The sequence below is a fragment of the Methylococcus mesophilus genome, from assembly GCF_026247885.1.
GTDB classification, from domain to species: Bacteria; Pseudomonadota; Gammaproteobacteria; order Methylococcales; family Methylococcaceae; genus Methylococcus; species Methylococcus mesophilus.
In genome coordinates this window covers 3317241-3336960 of the sequence record NZ_CP110921.1, presented here as the reverse complement: position 1 = coordinate 3336960, position 19720 = coordinate 3317241, and the positions used below count along the sequence as shown (strand labels likewise).

Sequence of the window (19720 nt, the reverse complement as noted above, 5' to 3'; positions counted from 1 at the left end):
GACTATAGCAACGGACCGCTAGAGCCGTCCAAATGCGATCCAGTGCCGGTCGCTGACGACCGAAACCCGGCAGGAACCAAGCCCCGCGTCGTCCAGTTGCGCCCGCACTTCGTCCGGGCGGTAGGCGGCGAGCAGAGAATTGCGGAAATCCCGCTGCAATACGGGCGGGGCATCGGCCGCGTAGCGCTGTACGAGTTCGTCGAGGCGCGCCGGCGTATCGGGCCTCAACAGGTCCATCACGAACAGAGCCGCGCCTGGCCTCCCATGGCGTTTCGCGGTCTCCCACAGAACCGACGGCGCCGCCAGATGGTGCAGCAGTGAATTGGAGATGACGGCGTCGTAGTCCCGGCAGGGCAGCTCGGCACCGGGGAGGTAACCCTGAATCAGCCGGACACGGTCCTGCAGGTGTGCGGCATCCACGGCCACCTGTGCCAGCGCCAGCATCGCAGGGGCGCCGTCCACGCCGTCGATGCGGCATTCCGGGTGAGCTCTAGCGAACCGCACCAGCACGTCGGCCGCCCCGCAGCCGAGATCCAGGCAGACGCCGGAGCCCGGCTCGCCGGGAAAACATTCGGTGAACAGGGCGACGAAACGGTTGTGCGCTTCGGAAAAATCCGCTTGCGCATAGGCCAATGCCTGTGCTTCGTCGTCCATCAGTTCAGGCTCGGGTCTTCGTTCCATGAGGGTGCTGGCTCGTTTGGCCGCGGCTTGGAGGAAGCCTTATTCTTGCGCGCACCAGAACGATTTGCCATGCCGGCCGCTGGCATCCGGGGTGACGGGCGATACCGGGCCGACAGGGCGTGATGCGGAAGCCGCCACGCACCTGTCGCCTGAGAGGCCGTGGCGGGACCAGAACGGTGCCTTGGCCTGCTTTACTTCGGCAGCTTGGCAAACTTGGCCGTGACCAGACGGCTCTTCCCGCTAACCGCCACCCGGCACACCGCTCCTTCGGAGGAAGTGCAGCCCACCCAACGCTTCAGGTATTGACCGTCTTTCGGCATGGCGATCAGCGTCACTTCCGTACCTTGATAAAACGAGGCCTTGCACGACTTGCCCGAGCCGCCGCAGTGGATTCCGTCCGGACTGCTGGTCACCGTGCCTTTTTGGGGCTTGCTGACGCGAAGCTTGTATTGCGGGGTCGAAGAAGAAATGAACTTCGCCGACACGGATTTGTCGCCGTCCATCGTCAAGATACAAGCGCCGGTGCCGGTGCAGCCGCCGGACCATCCCAGGAACACGTACCCCGGCTCAGGGACCGCGGACAAGGTGACCTGCGCGTTCTGGTCGAAGCCGCTTTCACAGCTCCCTCCCACGCAATTCAAACCCGCCGGACTGCTTTTGACCGACCCGGCCCCGGCGATCGCCACGGCCAGCGATTTCTGAACGGCGGCGAACGTAGCGGTCACAGACTTGTGGCCATCCATCGTGACTGTGCAGGTACCGTTGCCCGAGCAGGCGCCGGCCCAGCCGGAAAACGCGAACCCGGCCGCGGGCGCCGCCGACAAGCTGACCTGCGCGCCTTCATCGAAACTGCCGGCGCAGGTCAGGGCGCAATCCAAACCCGCCGGATCGCTTTGCACCTTGCCGGAACCGGCGATAGCCAGATCCAGTTTCATCTGGTTCGGTATGGGCGACAGCAGGAAGGCGTGATACGTGCCATTGATGTCGCCGGTGCCCACGACGTAGCCCGTATTGCTGATCGCGGACGCGTCGGTCAATTCCCAGCCGGGGTTGATCTCCAGCAGATTGTTCAGGTCGTAGATTTTGCCGTCCTCGTACAGGAAGGCATGGGTTGCGCCGTCAACGCCCGAAACCGACGCGGAGCCCACGATCCGGGATTCGTTGTTTATTCCGGCGGCGCTGCCGCTGCTGCCTCCCGGCAGCCAACCCAGATCGGTGACGATGCCCTGGCGGTAGAGCACCGCGTGACTGCCGTTGGAAGTGTTGACCGATCCGACGACCGTCCCTTCCGCGTTGATGTCGCTCGCCGCCGAGCCTGTCGCGCCCTCCACGGAAGAGGCGAACGTGTCGTGCAGATCGTGCATGGCGCCGCCCGTATGGAGGAAGGCGTGCGTGGCGGCGTCGCCCGCGGTGAAAGACCACCCGACCGCCTCGTTGGAGTCGTTCACGGCCAAAGCCTTGCCGCGGGTTCCGCCGAGCGAACCCAACGAAGTCAGGACGCCGTCTTTCCAGATGAACGGATCGTAGTGGTTGGAGCTGCTGTCGCCGGACGAGGCATAACCGACGATGACGCCGGCGGCGTTGATGTCATGGGCCGTGCCGCCCCCGCTGGCGTCGGTGCGGAAAGTCCCGAGTTGGGTAATGGTACCGTCGGCGTTGTAGCGGACCGCGGGGTAGGAAAGCTTCAACCCGCCGGTATCGAGATAACTGTAGCCGACCGCGACACCGGCATCATTGATGCCGTACCCCCTGGAGTAGGTGCCGCCCTGTACCTCTCCGCCGGGTATCAGCGTGCCCAGATCGGTCATGGCGCCGTTGCCGTACTTGAAAGCGTGGGTCGCGTTGAAGTTCGCGTTGTAACGCGAGTAGCCCACGACTTCGCCACGATTGTTGACGCCATTGGCAACGCTGTTGACGCCCGTGCCCAAGGTGCCAAGGTCGGTGATGCGGTAGCGCGCCGGCGAGGTCGCGAGCGTCACTTTGTACCTGCCTCCCGCCGTGCCGTTGTTGCCGCCCACGAACACCTCGTATTGGCCCGCCTTGAGCCCGGTGAGGGTCAGGGTCACGGCTTTTCCGGCGGCGGAAGCGGCTTTGCTGTTGAGATAGACGAGACCCGAGGTGCCCGACAGCGGGTTGTCCTCCTTGTCCTTGAATTCGGCATGGCGGGATGAGGATTTGCTGGTGTCCCAGCCCTTGTAGACGCTCAGGGCCGGAACCAGCTCCGAACCGTCGGCCTCCACGGTGATGGTCAGATTGCCGTCTTCAGGCAGGTTCACCAGGCCGAAGTCCAGCGCATGCCCCCATCCGTTCCCGGCAGATTCGTCGAACCACGACTTGGCCCCGACCGCCAGCCAATAATCGGCGGGCGTGTTCGCCGTCGCCCCCTTGGACGTAAAGGTTCGGGTAAGCGCATCCGCGGTGGACAATACGAGCGTCTCCGGGCTTGTCGAGAAATCGGCAATCCACATGGCATTCAACGTGCCCGCATACGTGTCGGTAGCCACCGGGTTGGTCCAGATGGCGGGAAGATTCCCGTCGCCCCCCGAATCGCCCGTGCCGTCGTAATTGTTCAGGTTGTAGGAAACCCCCGCCGAAGCGGCTGCCGACAGCTGCGCCACGACAAGGCCCAGCGCGAAGATGTATCCGATTGGATGTTTCATACCGTTCTACTCGTCAAGCAAATCATCGATTGATCCAGCGCCCCTTGCTGCAAAAAGGATACCAATATCAATAGCCATTAGTATCAATAAGTTGCTTACAAATAACACGGGTTCCGCGCGAAAACTCACGGCGACTGCGTGGTTTCACGCGGACGGTTCTTCCCACGAGACGGCAGGAGAAAGCGCGGGGAAATCTGCCGGCGCTCCCGCCGCCCGCAAGGCTCCGCTCCGGGTAGACAGGGCTTAAGGCTTTGAAATCGTGACGTCGATGTGAATAGCCGGCGGCGCAATTTCATCGACGGTCTGGAGCTTGCCGCTGTCGCTCAGGCTCCAGCCGGCCAATTCCAGCACATTGCCGACATAAAGCAGGTAGTAACCGTCCTTGGGCAGAACGAGGGTCTTGCTGAGCTTGCCGGCGGCGCCGTCGCTCACTGCGATCGAATTCAAAGCGGTGGAATGCATGAGGAGCACGTTGCCCGCCACGTATTTGTCGGCGTCGTAACCGGCATCGACATGGTATAGCGTGTAGCTGGCGGCACCCATGGGATACAGCACGGTGTCCACCCCTGACGGCGCGGTGTGATCGGTTTTCGCCGGCAGGCCCCGGATAGTCCAATCGGCCCGCTGCGGCATGTTGTGGGCAGGGATGATGTCGGAGTTTTCCGGAACCGTCTGGCCGGCATCGATGTCCTGCGTACCCTCCCAGGTCAGAGGCCCGCCTTCCGGCCGCCAGAACAGTATGAAGGCCGGGTGGGTCCCCAGTGCTTCGACCGAGGCATCGGGCTCCAGGGTCAAGGTGATCCGGTTGCCGGCGGAACCGTAGAAAAATCCCCATTTGCCGGTATGGGGCCATCCGCGCCAGATGATCTGGCCGTCCGTCACCGGCGTCATCGTATCGTCGTTGTAATAGTTGCCGACGCTCGGATCGTAGAACGAACGTTTGCCGACGGAGGGAAAAACAAAGGTCTTGTCCCAACCGGAAAAATCGCGCGCTGAACCGGGAGCATCCGGCCTGGCGAAACTGACGGCCGGACTGGTGAAGTTGCCGCCCACGCTAAACGTATCGATCACTTCCGGCACCCCGGAATCGCGGCCGTCGCAGTTGGAGTCGAGCCCGTCCAGCATGGCTTCCGCCGCACCCGGGTTGATGGCGGCCTCGAAATCGCCGCAATCCACGTCGGCGGCATAGCCGTCGCCATCCCTGTCCGGAGCCTCCAGCCCCGCCGAAGTCGCCGCCCCCTTCAGGGCAATGCTGGACAGCGCCACCCCCTTCTTCGTCCTGGTTTTCGCCTGCCCCGTCGCCGACACGTCGAAATAGCCTTTCAGGCGGCCGATGGCAATGTCCACCGGATACCCCGAGGCCGAAATACCGGTGGTTTCTCCCCTGTACCGCGCGGCCAGGCCCGGCCCGCCTTTCCATTTCAGGATGAAATCGATCCCCTCCGCGTTCCAGGCAAACTTCAGGGTACCGCCGCCGGACAGGAGGATTACGGACTTGCCGCCCTTGGCCCCGAAGCTCCGCTTGGCACCGTCGCCCAGGGCACCCGAGACCAGGAGATTTCCTTGCAGAGCGACGGACCAGACCGTCTCGGCGGACAGGTCGGCAGGACTTGTCCGATCGCCGAATTCGACATGACCTTTCAAGACCAGCAGTTCAGTACCGGTCTTCTCGCCGCCTTTGAGCTTTTCGACATAGGCTTCCGAATAGCTCAGTCGGGCGGCGAAGGCGCTTGGCGGCAGCGCGGCGGCGAGCCCGACGGCCAGGACGGCATAGCAGCGGATTGCGTTCATAGGGTTATCGTTCGGAGGATTCCGTAGAGCCAGCCCAGCAACGTCGATGCCAAGAACCGGAATCAGGCGCTTACAGCCCTCGTACTGAACCCAGTGGCCCGCGGATCGCGTGAATTCACACAGATGCCAGGGGATTCGACGCAGGCTCCAGGCTGCATTGCTCGTCAAGCCGGGTTTGCGTCTTCGTTCCGCACAGGCATCGGCTCGTCTGGCCAGGACTCCGCGGATTCTTTATCCTTGCGCGCCCCAAGTGGATTTGCCATGTTGACCGGAACCCTGAAGCGCCTCTTGCCGGACACCCCGGCTTTCGTCTACGACCAGACCGCCATCGACCGAACCCTTTCGCGCTTCAAAGAAGCGACCGGAGAGGCCGGCCCCAAGCTGCTTTATTCGGTCAAATCGTTTCCATTCCTGCCTCTGTTGCGGCGGATCGCGCCACGCGTCGACGGCTTTTCGGCCAGCTCGCTGTTCGAGGCGAGGCTCTGCGCCGAGGCGCTGGCAGGGCCGGGCAGCCTGCACATCACGACGCCGGGATTCAGGCCCGGCGAGATCGATGAAATCGGCAGGCTCTGCGATTTCGTGAGCTTCAACTCGCTGGAACAGTTCGACCGCTGGTCGGCCCGAACGGAAGGCACGGCCAGCGTGGGACTGCGGGTGAATCCGCAGCGGTCCTTCGCCCCCGACCCCCGTTACGACCCCTGCCGCCCCCACTCGAAACTCGGGGTTCCGCTCGACCGGCTCAAACCCGCCCTGGCCGGACTCGGCAAGAGGCTGCGAGGCCTGCATTTCCATACGGTCTTCGACACGCCCAGTTTCGAACCGTTAGCCGAAACCTTGGCCGAGCTGGAAGCGCAGTTGGGCGATCATCTGGGGCGGCTGCAATGGATCAATTTCGGCGGCGGCTACCGGTTGGACCGGCGCACGGACCGGGAACGCCTGGCCGGCCTTTCCGCCCGGCTGCATCGCAATTACGGCTTGGAGGTCTATTTCGAGCCGGGCAAAGCGGTGACAGGGCCTGCCGGCTATCTGGTCACCAGCGTCCTCGACGTGTTCGACAGCGCGGGAAAGACGGTGGCCGTCCTGGACACCAGTATCAACCACCATCCGGAGGTCTTCGAATACCAGCGCAGCCCCCGCTTGGCCGAGACCTGCGAGGAAGGGGGAGAAAACGCGATCCTGGCCGGCGGCACCTGCCTGGCGGGAGACCTGTTCGGCGAGTACGCCCTCCCGTCGCCCCCCCGGGTGGGCGACCGTCTGGTCTTCGAGGATGTCGGAGCCTACACCCTGATCAAGGCCAACCGCTTCAACGGCCACAACCTGCCTTCGATCTACCGCTGGGACGGGGAAGCATTGCACCTCGAACAAAGCTATGGCTACGAAGACTTCCGGAGGCAATGGGCGGGGGAGCCTGCCGCTCAGTAAAAGTCCACCGGGTCGACGTCCAGCGACCAGCGCACGCGCCGCTCCGGCGTTTCCTGCAGCCGGGCCAGGGCATCGGTCAAGCTGGCGTGCAGAACCTCGCGCCGGGCGCTCTTGAGCCAAAGCTGAGCCCGGTAGCGCCCGGCCTGCTTCGGCATCGGCGCGGGCGCCGGCCCGAGCCAATGCACCGCGCCATTCGTTCCATCGGCCTCTTCGCGCAGGCGCGCGAGGAAGTCCATCGACAGCGCGAGCTCTTTAGACTCCGCCCGCCACAGAGCCTGATATCCGAAGGGCGGCAGGCAGGCCGACTCGCGCTCGGCGAGCTCCGCGGCGGCGAAGCCGGGATAACCTTCGCGCAGCAGCCGCTGAAGCAATGGATGATCCGGATGCCGGGTCTGGAGCAGCACCGTGCCGGGCTTTTCGCCCCGACCGGCACGTCCGGCCACCTGCACGATCAGCTGGGCGGTATGCTCGGCGGCGCGGAAATCGGTGCTGTAAAAGCCCGCGTCCACATCGAGGATTCCGACCAGAGTCACGCCGGGGAAATGATGTCCCTTGGCCAGCATCTGGGTCCCCAGCAGTATCCGCACTTCGCCTCGGTGCACCCGGTCGAGTATCCGCGCCAGACTGTGGCGCCCTCGGGTGCTGTCGCGGTCGATCCGCGCCACGCCGACCTCCGGGAACAGTCGCTGCAAAGCCTGGTCGACCCTTTCGGTACCGATTCCCAACGGACGCAAGTCTTCCTGTCCGCAGGCCGGACAGCCCGCCGGCAGGCCATGCTCGGCGGCGCAGTGATGGCAGCGCAGCCGGGCCTCGCGGGCATGCAGCACCAGGTTGGCATCGCAGCGCCGGCATTGCGCGACCCATCCGCAGCCGTGACAGATCAGCGCCGGCGCGAACCCCCGGCGGTTGAGGAACAGTAGCACCTGCCCGCCCTCGGCCAGGGTTTCACGGATCGCCGCGATCAAGGCTTCGGACAGTCCTTCTTGCAAGCGGCGCGAGCGGATGTCGAGCAAACGGTAGCGCGGCTCCACGGCAACGCCGGCCCGCGCCGGCAGGCTCAAGCGGGCATAGCGCCCGCGCTGGACATTGCGGATCGACTCCAGCGAAGGCGTAGCCGATCCCGCGACCAAGGGGATATCCGCCATGCGTGCACGCATCACCGCTACATCCCGCGCCGAAAAGCGGAATCCTTCCTGCTGCTTGAAAGAGCGGTCGTGCTCCTCGTCCAGGATGATGACTCCCGGCCTGCGCATAGGCACGAACACGGCGGAACGGGTGCCGAGCAGCACCCGGAGGTCGCCCTGCTGAAAACCCAGCCAGGCGGCGGTGCGCTCCGTCTCGTTCAACCCGGAATGGAACACGGCCAGCGGCGCCTCGATCCGCTCGCGCAGCCTCTGCTCGAGTTGCGGGGTGAGGCTGATCTCGGGCACCAGGATCAGCGCCTGCTCGCCGCGACCGATGACCCGCCGGATCACTTCGAGATAGACCTCGGTCTTGCCGCTGCCGGTCACCCCTTCGAGCAGGAAGGCGCCGTAACGGCCCAGGTGTGCCGAAACCGCGTCGACTGCCGCGAGCTGGGCCACATTGAGCGGCAACGGCGGCCGAACGGCGGCGGGAATCCTTCCGTCCCGCAAATCCACCCATTCGGCCCAACCGCGCTCGACCAGACGCCGGGCGGCATCCTGGGCCGCGCGGGCCGAGCTCCCTGTCTCCGCCAATCGGGATGCCGGTAATGGATTCTCCGCGCCGCGCAAGGTTTCGAGCAGCCGCCGCTGAGAGGGAGCGCGCTTCAACGCCGGCGAATCGAGGGCGGCGCCGGCCGGCGTGAGGGCTAATCCCCGAGGGCGGGCGACTTCCGCCGAACGCCCTTCCCGCAGATGCACGGGGAACGCGAGCTGAAAAACCTCCCCCAGCGGATGGTGGTAATAGCGCGCCGCCCATTGCAACAGCTTCACATCGGTCTCGGACAGCAGCGGCTTGTCGTCCAGAACCGCCTCGGCCGCGCGCAGCCGCTCGACGTCGCAGTCGGGAGTTTCCGCGACGGCTATGAGATAGCCCACGCGGGTCCGGTTACCGAAAGGGACGCGCAGGCGGATACCGGGGAGCAATTCCGAGAGGCCGACACCCGATGGAGGAAGGTAGTCGAAACATCGGTACGCCGGAATGGGAACGGCAACCCTGACAACTTTTTCCGTGCGGCTGATCGTCATAATCCGCCGTTACGCTTGAACCCACGCGTAGTTCGGCGACGAAACGAACTTATCCACAAATCCTGTGGAAAAGTCTGTGCATCGACGCCAGGATAAGTCCGCGAGCCCGCATTTTTTCTGGGCTACGGTCAAACTGTCGAGGTCTTGACCAGCCAGACATAGCCGGCGTAAAAACAATAAGTTAGACCAATCGCCCGCGAACTGGCCGAATCGTTTGGCAGGGCAGTTTCAACTTCGCCGGGCATTTCTGTACACTGTGCATAAGTCATTGCAGAAAGACCCCGTTTTGGACCCGATTTGTCAAGATTCATGAACAATTTTTGAAAATACCTCAGCCGCAGGAGAAACCATGCATCATCGCCACCTTCAGGTATTGCGCACGGATGCCTCGGGAATGCCGCTCGAATGGATAGGCTATCAGGAAGCCGCCAAGCTCTATTATCTGGAACAGGTCGCCTACGGTTGCGGTAGCATTCTGTTCCGGCTACGGGGAGGCGTCAACGCCAGGACGGGGCAACGCAGCCGGATCGAGGTGAATTCGATCGTAGCCACCTTCGGCCATGCCAACAGCGGCTACAAGATCGATCTGAGCTATGTGCCGCCGCTCAATAACGCCGCCCTGTTCCGCCGCGATGGCCACATCTGCCTCTATTGCGGCAACAACTTCCGCCACAGCGAATTGTCGCGAGACCATATCCAGCCCACCAGCCGCGGCGGCTCGGACACCTGGAACAACGTCGTAACCGCCTGCAAGCGCTGCAACAACCACAAGGCGGGCAGGACGCCGGAGGAGGCGAAGATGCAGCTGCTCGCCATCCCCTTCATGCCGACTCACGCCGAATACATCTATCTGCAGGGCCGCCGCGTACTCGCCGACCAGATGGAATTTCTCAAGGCTCACTTCCCCCGCAAGAGCCCGTTGCACGAACGGGCGAGCTGAAAAAACTCCCGTCTAAGGCGCGGCGGCGATCACGTCGCTGATCCGCGATATCTTCAGGGCGTTGGTGCCGCCGGTGCGGCCGGTCAGATCGCCCTTGGTCAGAATCACCAGATCGTCCATCTTCACCAGGTTGCGCTTGAGAAACTCTTCGGCGATCGCCCGGTTGAGTACATGGTGATCCGAAATATCCTTCTCGTCGAAAAAGATCGGATAAACCCCCCGGAACAGCGTCACGCGCCGGCACACACTCTCGTGCGGCGTCAGGGCGAAGATGGGGATGCCGGAACTGATGCGCGACATCCACAAGGGCGTCGACCCCGATTCCGTCAGCGCGCCGATGGCCCTGACCGGCAGATGATTGGCGATGTACATCGCCGACATCGCGATGGCTTCGTCGATGCGGTGGAATTTCTCGTCCATCCGGTGGCTCGATTGGCGCGTCCGCGGATATTTTTCCGCTTCCTTGCAAACCCGCACCATGGCCGCCACGGTGCGGTCCGGAAATTTGCCCGCCGCGGTTTCGGCGGACAGCATGACGGCATCGGTGCCATCGATCACCGCATTGGCGACATCGGACACTTCTGCCCGGGTCGGCTGGGGGTTCTCGATCATCGACTCCATCATCTGGGTGGCGGTGATGACGACTTTGTTGCGGGTGCGCGCCAAGCTGATCAGTTTCTTCTGTTCATGCGGCAGGCGGGCATCGCCGATTTCCACGCCCAGATCCCCGCGCGCCACCATAATGGCATCGGAGGCGTCAATGATGCCTTCGATCACCCCGTCCCTGATCGCCTCCGCGCGCTCGATCTTGGCCACCAGCCCCATGTTGCCGCCGGCCCGGTGCAACAGCTCGCGGGCTTCCAGCATGTCCTCCTTCGAGCGCGGAAAGGAGATCGCCAGATAATCGGCACCGATGCTCACGGCGGTGATCAGGTCCGCCTTGTCCTTCTCGGTCAGGGCAGGGGCCGACAACCCGCCGCCCAGCTTGTTGATGCCTTTGTGGTTGGACAACACGCCGCCCACGCTGACGACGCATTTGACCCGGGTCCCTTCGACCGCCTTGACCTTCAGCTCGATCAGGCCGTCATTGAGCAGCAGCGTGTCGCCGGCCTCGACATCCGCCGGCAAGGCCTCGTAAGCGCAGCCGACCTGAGTTTCATCGCCCTGATCCGGTGGAAACGCGGTGTCCAGATCAAAAGGCCGGCCCTCCTCCAGCACGATCTTGCGATCGTCCTTGAAGCGGGCGATGCGGATCTTGGGGCCCTGCAGGTCGGCCAGGATGGCGACATAGCGCTGCATGCGCCGGCTGATTTCCCGCACCCGCTCGGCGCGGGCGCGGTGCTCCTCCGCCGTGCCATGGGAGAAATTCAGCCGGACCACGTCGGCGCCGGCCTTCAGTATCTTCTCGAGCATCTCCGGGGACTCGGAAGCCGGCCCCAGCGTAGCGATGATCTTGGTGCGGCGAATGTTGGTTTTCATCGGGCGCTAGCTGGCATTCATCAGGGCGACCGTGGTATCCAGCATGCGGTTGCTGAAACCCCACTCATTGTCGTACCAGCTCAGCACTTTCACCAGATTGCCGACCACCTTGGTCTGGGTGGAATCGAAATTGGACGATGTCGTCGTATGGTTGAAATCGCTGGAGACCAGCGGCTGGTCGTTGTAGGCGAGGATCCCCTTCAGCTCGTTTTCCGACGCGGCCTTGAGGACGGCGTTGATTTCGTCCTTGCCGGTCTCCCGGGCCGCTATGAAGGTCAAGTCCACAACCGATACGTTGGCAGTCGGCACACGGATGGCAAAACCGGACAGCTTGCCGTCCAGCTCCGGCAGGACCAGACCCACGGCCTGCGCCGCGCCGGTCTTGGTCGGGATCATGTTCAGGGCCGCCGCCCGCGCCCGGTACAGATCCTTGTGATAGACGTCGGTGAGCACCTGATCGTTGGTGTAGGAATGCACGGTGGTCATCAGGCCGGACACGATACCGATCTTTTCCATCAGCGGCTTGACCAGCGGAGCCAGGCAGTTGGTGGTGCAGGAAGCATTGGAAATGACGGTATGGACGGCCTTCAGCGTGTGATCATTGACTCCGTAAACGATGGTCGCGTCGCACTCGTTCTTGTCGGCCGGAGCCGAAATGATCACCTTCTTGGCGCCGGCATCGAGATGCGGCTGGCATTTGGCCTTGGTGCGGAACACCCCGGTGCATTCATGCACGACGTCCACACCCAGTGCGCCCCAGGGCAGCTTGGAAGGATCCTTCTCGGAGAAAACCTTGATGCGGTCGCCGTTGACTACGATTTCGCCCTCGCCGACCTCCACGGTTCCCCGGAACGGGCCGTGCACGGTGTCGTGGCGGGTGAGGTGGGCGTTGATCTGGGCATCGCCCAGGTCGTTGATGGCGACGATCTCAACATCCTTGCGCCCGGCTTCGTAAATCGCCCGCAGGATGTTGCGGCCGATACGCCCATATCCATTGATTGCAATCTTAATCGTCATTGCCCTGCTCCAGAATTTGCTGAAAAAATGAGGAATTGTCGTTATGCGCGAGAGCCCTCGAACCCTTGGCGGCCGGCGGAGTGGAGTGGGGAGAGCGTTCGAGGCCGTCCCGGCCTGACAGCTGTGGGCCTCAGCGAGGGAGAATCGAGCATTCTCCGGGGAATCTGCCAAAACAAAGCGCGGCCAATATAGCAAAGCGCCGGGCCGAGCGTCCAGTTCTTGCCCTCCGCGCGCCAAGGCTGATAGCTTAATCCAAGAACAAGCAAGCGGCGCCGGTCCAGATGCAGGAAACCTTCTATCGTTCGCGCGAACTCAGACGCGAGGCGCGCCTGCTCGGCGGAGCGACGTACAACCTCAGCCGGGTTCTGCTCGGACGCCGCCGCCCCGATCCGCTGTTCGTCCCTATCCGAAGCATGCTTTATTTGGCCGTGGCCGACGACCTCGAGATCGTGTTCGTCGACGGCGCCGGCCCCCGCCACATCCAGATGGCCTGGCAAGCGTTCCGTCCCGGCCGTCGGAGCAGCCTGGACGCTCCGGTGCCCTTCGAGGTGGTGTACTACACGGCCGAGTCGCTCCAAGTCCTCCCGCGCCTGCAGAGTGAATTCCAGCGCGCGCTGGCCCACCTGAAAAGCCGGGACGACAAAGGGCTCGGAGACGCGGAAGTCGTGGCCATAGCCACGCACCGCTGATTCAGCCGACCGCGCCCCCAGCCGACATCCATGTCCAGACCGCCGACCTCATTACCCGCCGCTGCCCTGAAAACCGTCATTTCGCCGGCCGACCTGCCCTTCGCTTCAACCGCCGAACTGGAGCCGCTCGACCACATCCTGGGCCAGCAGCGGGCGCAGGAAGCCATCGACGTCGGCCTGGCCATGCGCCGCCCCGGCTACAATCTCTATGTCATGGGCGATCCAGGCACCGGCCGCCTGTCGCTGGTGAAACGGCTGCTCGAACGCCGGGCTGCCGGACAGCCCGCCCCCAGTGACTGGCTGTACCTCAACCGGTTCGACAATCCGCGCGAACCGATCGCCATTTCCCTTCCCGCCGGCACGGGTCGCCGCTTCGCCGCCGACGTCGAAACCTTCGTCGACAGCTTGCTGGCAACCTTTCCGGCGGCATTCGACAACCCGGCCTACCAGCGACGCCGGACGGCGATCGACCGGGAATTTTCCCGGCGCTTCGACGCCGCCGTGGAGGCGGTGGGGAGGAAGGCGGAGCAGCGGGGCATTCTGCTGTTCCGCGACGGCGACGACATCTCCTTCACGCCGAGGGGGGACGACGCACCGCTCGACGAAGCGGCTTTCGCCGCCCTCCCGGAGGCAAAGAAAGCGGAGTTCCACGGTCAGGTTCGGGAACTCGAGGACGACCTGCACGAGGCCCTGCTGGAACTCCCCCAGTGGAAGCGGGAGGCCACCGAATCGCTGCGGGCGCTGAACCGGGAGACGATCGAACAGGCGGCGGCGCCTTTGCTGGCGCGCCTGAGCGCGCCCTATACCGGCTGCGCGGCCCTGACCGCTCATATCGCCGTCCTGGGCGAGCATCTGGACCGCACCGTGGCGGAATACCTGCTCGACGACCGCAGCCAGGACGCACGCGAGGAGGCGAACCGCCGCAATCAGTTGCTGGACCGCTATGCCCCCTGCCTCCTGGTCAGCCACGACCGCCAAGGCGGAGCGCCGGTGCTGTTCGCCCCCAACCCGAGCTATCCCAACCTGTTCGGCCGGATCGAACCGCCCGGCGAACAGGAAGCCTCACGCGCCCATGCGCGGCTGATCTTTCCCGGCCTCCTGCATCAGGCCAACGGCGGTTGCCTGATCGTGGAAGCCGAACAACTGGTCGGCGATGCCGAGGCTTGGCCAGCGCTCAAGCGGGCGCTCAAGACCGGCCAGCTCTGCATCGAGCCGCTCCCGGCCGATGCGGTCGGCGGTGCCAGGACACAGACGCTGCTGCCCGCGCCCATTCCGCTCTCGGTCAAGCTGGTGCTGGTAGGGTCGAGGGATCTGTATTACCTGCTGGAAGCGGCCGACCCCGATTTCAAGGAGCTGTTCCGGCTCCCCGTAGACTTCGACGATCACTTCCCCCTCACGCCGGAGTCGATGCTGGACTTCGCCCGTCTGATCAAGAGCCAAGCGGCGCAGGCCGGGCACGGCGACGTTTCCGCCTGCGGCATCGCCGCGCTGCTGGAATACGGCGCCCGTCTGGCCGAACACCAGAGCCGGGTGTCGGCGCGCATCGGCGATATCTGCGAAGTTCTCGCCGAAGCCGACCTGGAACGGCTTCGGGACGGCGCCGAGACGACCCGGGCCGACCATGTCTGCCGGGCGCTGGCTGCGCGCGAACGGCGCCTGGACCGGCTGAACCAGGAACTGCTGGATGACGTGATGGAAGGCGTCCTGCTCATCGCCACGGAGGGGGAGAAGGCCGGTTGCGTCAACGGCCTCACCGTGCTGGAAGCGGGCGAAACCTGCTTCGCCACACCGGCCCGCATCACCGCCACGGTCTCGCCCGGCGAGCGCGGCGTGGTGGACATCGAACGCGAGGCCGAACTGGGCCAGGCCATCCATTCCAAGGGCGTCCTGATCCTCTCCGGCTATCTGGCCTTCCGCTATGCCCGCGACTTCCCGCTTGCGCTCTCGGCTCACCTCGCCATCGAACAGTCCTACGGTTACATCGACGGAGACAGCGCATCGCTCGGGGAGTTCTGCGCCCTGGTGTCGGCCCTGACGGGCATCCCGATCCGGCAGAGTCTGGCGGTCACCGGCTCGATGAACCAGCACGGCGATGTGCAGGCCGTGGGCGGCGTCAACGAGAAGATCGAGGGCTTTTTCCGGCTATGCCGGGCGCGCGGCTTCGCCGCAGGACAGGGGGTCATCATCCCGGCCGGGAACATCCGTAATCTGATGCTGAAGACCGAGGTGGCCGAAGCTGTGAGCGAGGGAAAATTCGCGGTTTACGCGGTTCATACCGCGGACGAAGCCCTCGAGCTGATGACCGGAAAGGCGGCGCGCACGGTGAACCGGCTGGCCGTTTCCCGCCTCAAAGCCTTTGCCGACTATTCGGAAAAGAAGGCCTGAGCGCAGCCTCAGGCTGCCTGCCTCGCCTCGCGGATATGCGCCAGTGCGTCCGGCAGCACCACTTCCATCGACACCGGCAGATGGTCGGAGCAGGCGAAATCGATCACTTCCAGCCGGTTGACGCTCAACGAAGGTGTGACCAGGATGTGATCGAGCATCTTGTGCGGCCGCCAGCTCGGAAAGGTCTTCAGGCGGCAGACCGGGTCGTTCAGATGGGTCGCCTCCAGCAGCAGGTCGAGTTCCGGGGTATTCGGCTCGCAGTTGAGGTCTCCCATCATCACCACGTAAGGCAGATGGCCGATGAGATCGCTGATGAAGCGCAGCTGCTTGAGGCGCGCCCGGCGGCTCAAGGCCAGATGCGCCACGCAGACGTACAGCGCATTGCGGGGATCACGGCCGAAACGGGCCAGCAGAGCGCCGCGCCCCGGCATACCCGGAAGCGGATAGTCATGAACGAAGTCGGGACGGATCCGGCTGAGCAGGCCGTTGCTGTGCAGCGCCAGATTGCCGATCCGGCGGTTGACCTGGTTGTGCCAGTAGGCGAAACCCGCATGCTCGGCCAGGTACTGGGTCTGGACGATGTTGTGGCTGCGCATTCCGCCCCCGTCCACCTCCTGCAGACCGGCGATGTCGAACGGCTTGAGGAGCTGGGCGATGCGGTTCAGGTTCGGCAGGCGCTTGGTCGATGGCCACACGTGCCGCCAGCCTCCCGTGATGTAATCGCGGTAGCTGGAAGTGGAAATTCCGGTCTGGATATTGAAGCTGGCCAGACGGAGCACGACCGGCGCCGTATCCGCGTTCGCCGGTTCGGGAAGCGCATCCCCGACGCGTTCCCGGACTGCCAGAGCCCCCCCCATGGACATCTCCCTTATTTCGCCGGCTTGCCGCTTTCTTTGGCGATCAGGTAGTTGGTGATGGCGATCATATTGGGGTAGGACTTGGCGAGCGAACCGGACACGCGGTACTTGCCGTTCACCACCAGCGTCGGCGTGCCGCTGATGCCGTAGCGCGCTCCCATGCCCTCGGCCTGGCGCATCTTGGCATCCACCGCGAACGACTTGTAGGCCTTCTGGAAGGCATCCTTGGCAACACCATTGTCGGCGAAGAATTTGGCCTGTTCCTCTTCGCTGGCCAGCGCCAGCTTCTTGACCTGGATGGCCTCGTAGAACTGCGGATGCAGCTTGTCCAGGACACCCAATGCTTCCGCCGTGTAGAACATCTTGGCGTGCGCCGCCCAGCGCTCGTTGAAAACCGCCGGCTGGCGGACGAAAGCCACGTTGTCCGGCTTGGTCTTCAGCCAGGCGTTCAAGTCCGGCTCGAAGTGGAAGCAATGGGGGCAGCCGTACCAGAAGAATTCGAGGACTTCCACCTTGGACGGGTCCGAGGTCGGCTGGGGAGGATTGATCACCTCGTAGTCCTTGCCCGCGGCGTATTCCTTGGTTTCCGCGGGGGCCGCAGACAGCAATGAGGAAAACAGAGCCAGAAACGCCAGTCCCAAACCGGTGCGTAACATGTGGATGCCTGTATTCACGAATTCTCCTCCGAATCGGTCCGCGCCGCGGCCCGAAGCTCATACGATCGATAAGTCTTGAAAAGGCCCGGCACCGCCGGGCCCGCGGATCATTTCAGAACCGAAACGAAATCCGAAACCGCGCCGATGTCCTCTTCGCTCAGTTTCGCCGCGATGTCGCGCATCATCTGGTTGCGGTCGTTGCGCCGTTCGCCGGCCTTGAACTCGCGCAAGGCCTTGGCAGCATAGGCCGAATACTGGCCCCGCACTGCCGGGAAACCGGCTTCCCCATTACCCTCGCCATGCGGACCATGGCAAGCCGAACAAGCGGGAATGCCCTTCGCCAAGTCCCCGCCGCGGTAAAGGCGCTCGCCGGCGGAATAGTCGCCCTCTTCCTCTTCGATGTGCACGGAGCCCTTGGCGAACCAAGCGCTGAGGTCGGCGATGTCCTCGTCGCTCAGCGGCTCGGCAATGGCCGCCATGGTGGATTCGCCCCGGCTCTGGGATCTGAACTCCTGCAACTGCTTGGTCAGATAGGCGGCATGCTGGCCGGCGAGTTTGGGAAAAATCGGCGCATTGCTGTTGCCGTCCTCGCCGTGGCAGCCCGAGCAGGTCTCGGCCTTCTTCTTGCCCGCAGTGGGATTTCCCTCCGCGTGCGCCCAGGGCCCCGCCCCCAGCGTCACCAGGCCGAAACTGAACGCCAGCGCCTTGATCGTCATTGTTTTCATCAGCGAATTATCTCAAAAAATAGCGGGCCATGGTCGGCCGACCGTACTCATGACAAAACACGCGAATCAAATAGGGATCGCCCTGAAAAGTCAACACCGAGCATCCCGGACGGGGACCGCAGTGTAGAATGTCGTCATTGCATTGCAACGATCCTCCCACCCCTCGTGAAAATTCCCCCCGTATCCATACGCTATCTGCGCAGCATCCTGGAACTGAAGGACGCCCCGCCCGACCAGGGCTACGAAGTCGCGTTCGCCGGACGCTCGAATGCCGGCAAATCCAGTGCGATCAACACTCTCGCCAACATCGGCCGGCTGGCTCGGGTCAGCAAGACGCCGGGCCGAACCCAGATGATCAACTTCTTCACCATCGACGACGAGCGGCGGCTGGTCGATCTGCCCGGCTACGGCTACGCCAAGGTGCCCGGCGAAATTCACCGGCGCTGGGAAGCGGCGCTGGAGCGGTATCTCCGCTACCGGGAATCGCTGCGCGGCGTGTTCCTGCTGATGGACATCCGCCACCCGTTCACCGAGATGGACGAAATCATGATCGAATGGTGCGCCCACCGGAGCATCGCCCTGCATGTGGCGCTGACGAAGAGCGACAAGCTGAGCCGGGGAGCGGCGAGGAACACTTGGCTCCTGGCGAAAACCCGGCTTGCGAGCTACGGTGCACCGGATTTCAGCGTTCAGCTTTTTTCCTCTCTCAAGAAAACCGGCACCGAGGAAGCCTGGGAAGTATTGGGCAAATGGCTTGCCCTGCCCCCGGAGGACAAAGAAAAAGCCTCCGGAGCCTAGAGGGGGGACGCTCCGGAGGGCGTGATTGCCCGGCTAGGGGGAGCCGGGGTTGCATAGGCTACTCACAAGGGAGACGATGAGTAGATTGCGCGTCGAATCCAGACGACTTGTTGGTATGGATTATCGCGCCGAGAAAAAGTTCAATTCCCCATTTCGGTCACCATGACCCGCCCCATGCCCGGCCCGAGTTCGAACTCGAATGGCGCCGGAACATAATCGAGCCGCCATTCCGGCGACAGGTCCCGCAGGGGCGTCCTTCCCTGAACGTACTGGTAAATATCGTCGGCCCGGAAATACTGGCGGTTCCAGGGATCCTTGTTGAATACCAGCAATGCTTCCTCCCCCTGTCTGCGCCCGGCCTTCCACATCAGCAGGATCGCCGGATTCGGGTGCGGCAGGAGTTGAGTGATACTGTCTTCCTGGAACACCGGGCAGCGGGCCTTGACCTCGTTGACCACCCGGATGAAGCCGGTGAGATCGCAGGCCGGAGGCTCCCAGTCCTCAGGCCGGGTTTCGACCACATGCAGCGGCCGCCGGAATCCGAATTCGTAGCCGACCGGCATCATCACCCCGCCTGAGAACAGCGCGGCGAACAGGTAGCGCTGCTTCAAGGCGTCCACGTTGCCGTGCGCCTCCTCCATGAGCCTCGGCGTATCGTGGCTCTCGGGAAAGCCGATCGAGGGAGCGGCCTCGCGGGTAAGCTGGTACTGCTCCAGCAGCCAGGGACTGGAAAAATCCCACCACTTGGAGCTGTTGAAGATGGCATCGAAACCGGCCTGGGCGGTCCGCCGGGTCTGGTCGGGGGAACACCCCAGGGTCTCGGCGACGAACACCGTTTCCGGCCATTCCCGCTTGATCTCCCGGATCAGGCGCTCCCAGACTTCCGGCGGCAACTGGTAAGCCGCGTCGCAGCGGAACCCGCTGAAACCCAGCCGGCACAGGAAGCGGACGACTTCGAGGCAGTACCGCACCAATGCCTCGCGCTCCGCTCCCCGACCGAAATCGAACTGGACGAGATCCTCCCACACCACCCGCCGGCCGTCCTGGTCGCAGGAGGGATGGACGATTTGTCCGTTTTCCCTGACGAACCACTCCGGGTGGGCGCCGGGCAAGGGCGAGTCGTAGGCGCAGTGATTGATGACCAAATCCACCATCACCTTCATGCCGAGTCCGTTCGCGGCCCGGACCATCGCTTTCACCTGCTCTTCCGCCGAGGGTTGAGCCTCGAGAAAAGCCGGATTGATGCCGAAATAGTCCTTGATCGAATACAAGCTGCCCGAACGGCCGGTCTGCTGAATCGGATTGACGAATATCCAGTCGAAACCCATCGCCGCGGCCCGTTCGAGATGGGGCGTCCATTGCGAGAAGCGGCCCGCCAGCAGGGGAAACAGATTGTAGATCCTCATGGCC

Annotated in this window: 15 protein-coding genes; 5 read left to right on the top strand and 10 right to left on the bottom strand. The window is 63.7% G+C overall.

Features of this window, described 5'->3' with window-relative positions:
• Positions 1-18: 18 nt before the first annotated feature.
• The 3 genes from OOT43_RS15875 to corA all read right to left on the bottom strand — a co-directional run bounded on the left by OOT43_RS15875 (position 19) and on the right by corA (position 5132).
• Positions 19-681: a class I SAM-dependent methyltransferase gene (locus OOT43_RS15875; RefSeq protein ID WP_266021545.1), complete on the bottom strand. Its 663-nt coding sequence runs from the start codon at positions 679-681 to the stop codon at positions 19-21.
• A 191-nt stretch (positions 682-872) separates the two neighbouring features.
• Positions 873-3341, bottom strand: coding sequence for an InlB B-repeat-containing protein (locus tag OOT43_RS15870; protein ID WP_266021543.1), 2469 nt, complete (start codon positions 3339-3341; stop codon positions 873-875).
• 243 nt (positions 3342-3584) lie between these two features.
• Positions 3585-5132, bottom strand: coding sequence for a copper(I)-binding protein CorA (corA, locus tag OOT43_RS15865; protein ID WP_266021542.1), 1548 nt, complete (start codon positions 5130-5132; stop codon positions 3585-3587).
• A gap of 261 nt (positions 5133-5393) precedes the next feature.
• On the opposite strand from corA, the gene OOT43_RS15860 reads away from it, so the two are divergent.
• Entirely contained in the window at positions 5394-6554 is a 1161-nt protein-coding gene (locus OOT43_RS15860) for a type III PLP-dependent enzyme domain-containing protein (RefSeq protein ID WP_266021541.1), read from the top strand.
• On the opposite strand, the gene OOT43_RS15855 is transcribed toward OOT43_RS15860, so the two are convergent.
• Positions 6548-8764 carry a primosomal protein N' gene (locus OOT43_RS15855; protein ID WP_266021540.1) on the bottom strand — a complete coding sequence of 739 codons (2217 nt, stop codon included), beginning with the start codon at positions 8762-8764 and terminating at the stop codon, positions 6548-6550. The two genes, OOT43_RS15860 and OOT43_RS15855, sit on opposite strands and share 7 nt — an antisense overlap.
• Positions 8765-9113: 349 nt before the next feature.
• Between OOT43_RS15855 and OOT43_RS15850 the strand changes: the two genes are divergently transcribed.
• Entirely contained in the window at positions 9114-9704 is a 591-nt protein-coding gene (locus OOT43_RS15850) for an HNH endonuclease (RefSeq protein WP_266021539.1), read from the top strand.
• Between the two features lie 12 nt (positions 9705-9716).
• On the opposite strand, the gene pyk is transcribed toward OOT43_RS15850, so the two are convergent.
• Positions 9717-11183: a pyruvate kinase gene (gene pyk / locus OOT43_RS15845; protein WP_266021538.1), complete on the bottom strand. Its 1467-nt coding sequence runs from the start codon at positions 11181-11183 to the stop codon at positions 9717-9719.
• A gap of 6 nt (positions 11184-11189) precedes the next feature.
• Positions 11190-12200, bottom strand: a complete 1011-nt coding sequence (gap, locus tag OOT43_RS15840; RefSeq protein WP_266021536.1) for a type I glyceraldehyde-3-phosphate dehydrogenase — start codon at positions 12198-12200, stop codon at positions 11190-11192.
• A 281-nt stretch (positions 12201-12481) separates the two neighbouring features.
• Between gap and OOT43_RS15835 the strand changes: the two genes are divergently transcribed.
• Entirely contained in the window at positions 12482-12889 is a 408-nt protein-coding gene (locus OOT43_RS15835; protein WP_266021534.1) for a hypothetical protein, read from the top strand.
• Between the two features lie 30 nt (positions 12890-12919).
• On the top strand, positions 12920-15274 hold the full coding sequence (locus OOT43_RS15830; protein WP_266021533.1) for a Lon protease family protein: 2355 nt from the start codon (positions 12920-12922) through the stop codon (positions 15272-15274).
• A gap of 8 nt (positions 15275-15282) precedes the next feature.
• On the opposite strand, the gene OOT43_RS15825 is transcribed toward OOT43_RS15830, so the two are convergent.
• From OOT43_RS15825 to OOT43_RS15815, 3 genes are all read right to left on the bottom strand, one after another.
• Positions 15283-16131, bottom strand: coding sequence for an endonuclease/exonuclease/phosphatase family protein (locus OOT43_RS15825; RefSeq protein WP_266021532.1), 849 nt, complete (start codon positions 16129-16131; stop codon positions 15283-15285).
• 11 nt (positions 16132-16142) lie between these two features.
• Positions 16143-16805 (bottom strand): thiol:disulfide interchange protein DsbA/DsbL, encoded by a 663-nt coding sequence (locus OOT43_RS15820; RefSeq protein WP_317134006.1) that lies wholly within the window; start codon positions 16803-16805, stop codon positions 16143-16145.
• Positions 16806-16894: 89 nt separating this feature from the next.
• Positions 16895-17512, bottom strand: coding sequence for a c-type cytochrome (locus tag OOT43_RS15815; RefSeq protein ID WP_266021531.1), 618 nt, complete (start codon positions 17510-17512; stop codon positions 16895-16897).
• 165 nt (positions 17513-17677) lie between these two features.
• On the opposite strand from OOT43_RS15815, the gene yihA reads away from it, so the two are divergent.
• Positions 17678-18310: a ribosome biogenesis GTP-binding protein YihA/YsxC gene (gene yihA / locus OOT43_RS15810; RefSeq protein WP_266021530.1), complete on the top strand. Its 633-nt coding sequence runs from the start codon at positions 17678-17680 to the stop codon at positions 18308-18310.
• Between the two features lie 140 nt (positions 18311-18450).
• Here the strand turns inward: yihA and OOT43_RS15805 are convergent, their stop codons facing one another.
• Positions 18451-19716, bottom strand: coding sequence for an alpha-amylase family glycosyl hydrolase (locus OOT43_RS15805; protein ID WP_266021529.1), 1266 nt, complete (start codon positions 19714-19716; stop codon positions 18451-18453).
• Between the last annotated feature and the right edge of the window lie 4 nt (positions 19717-19720).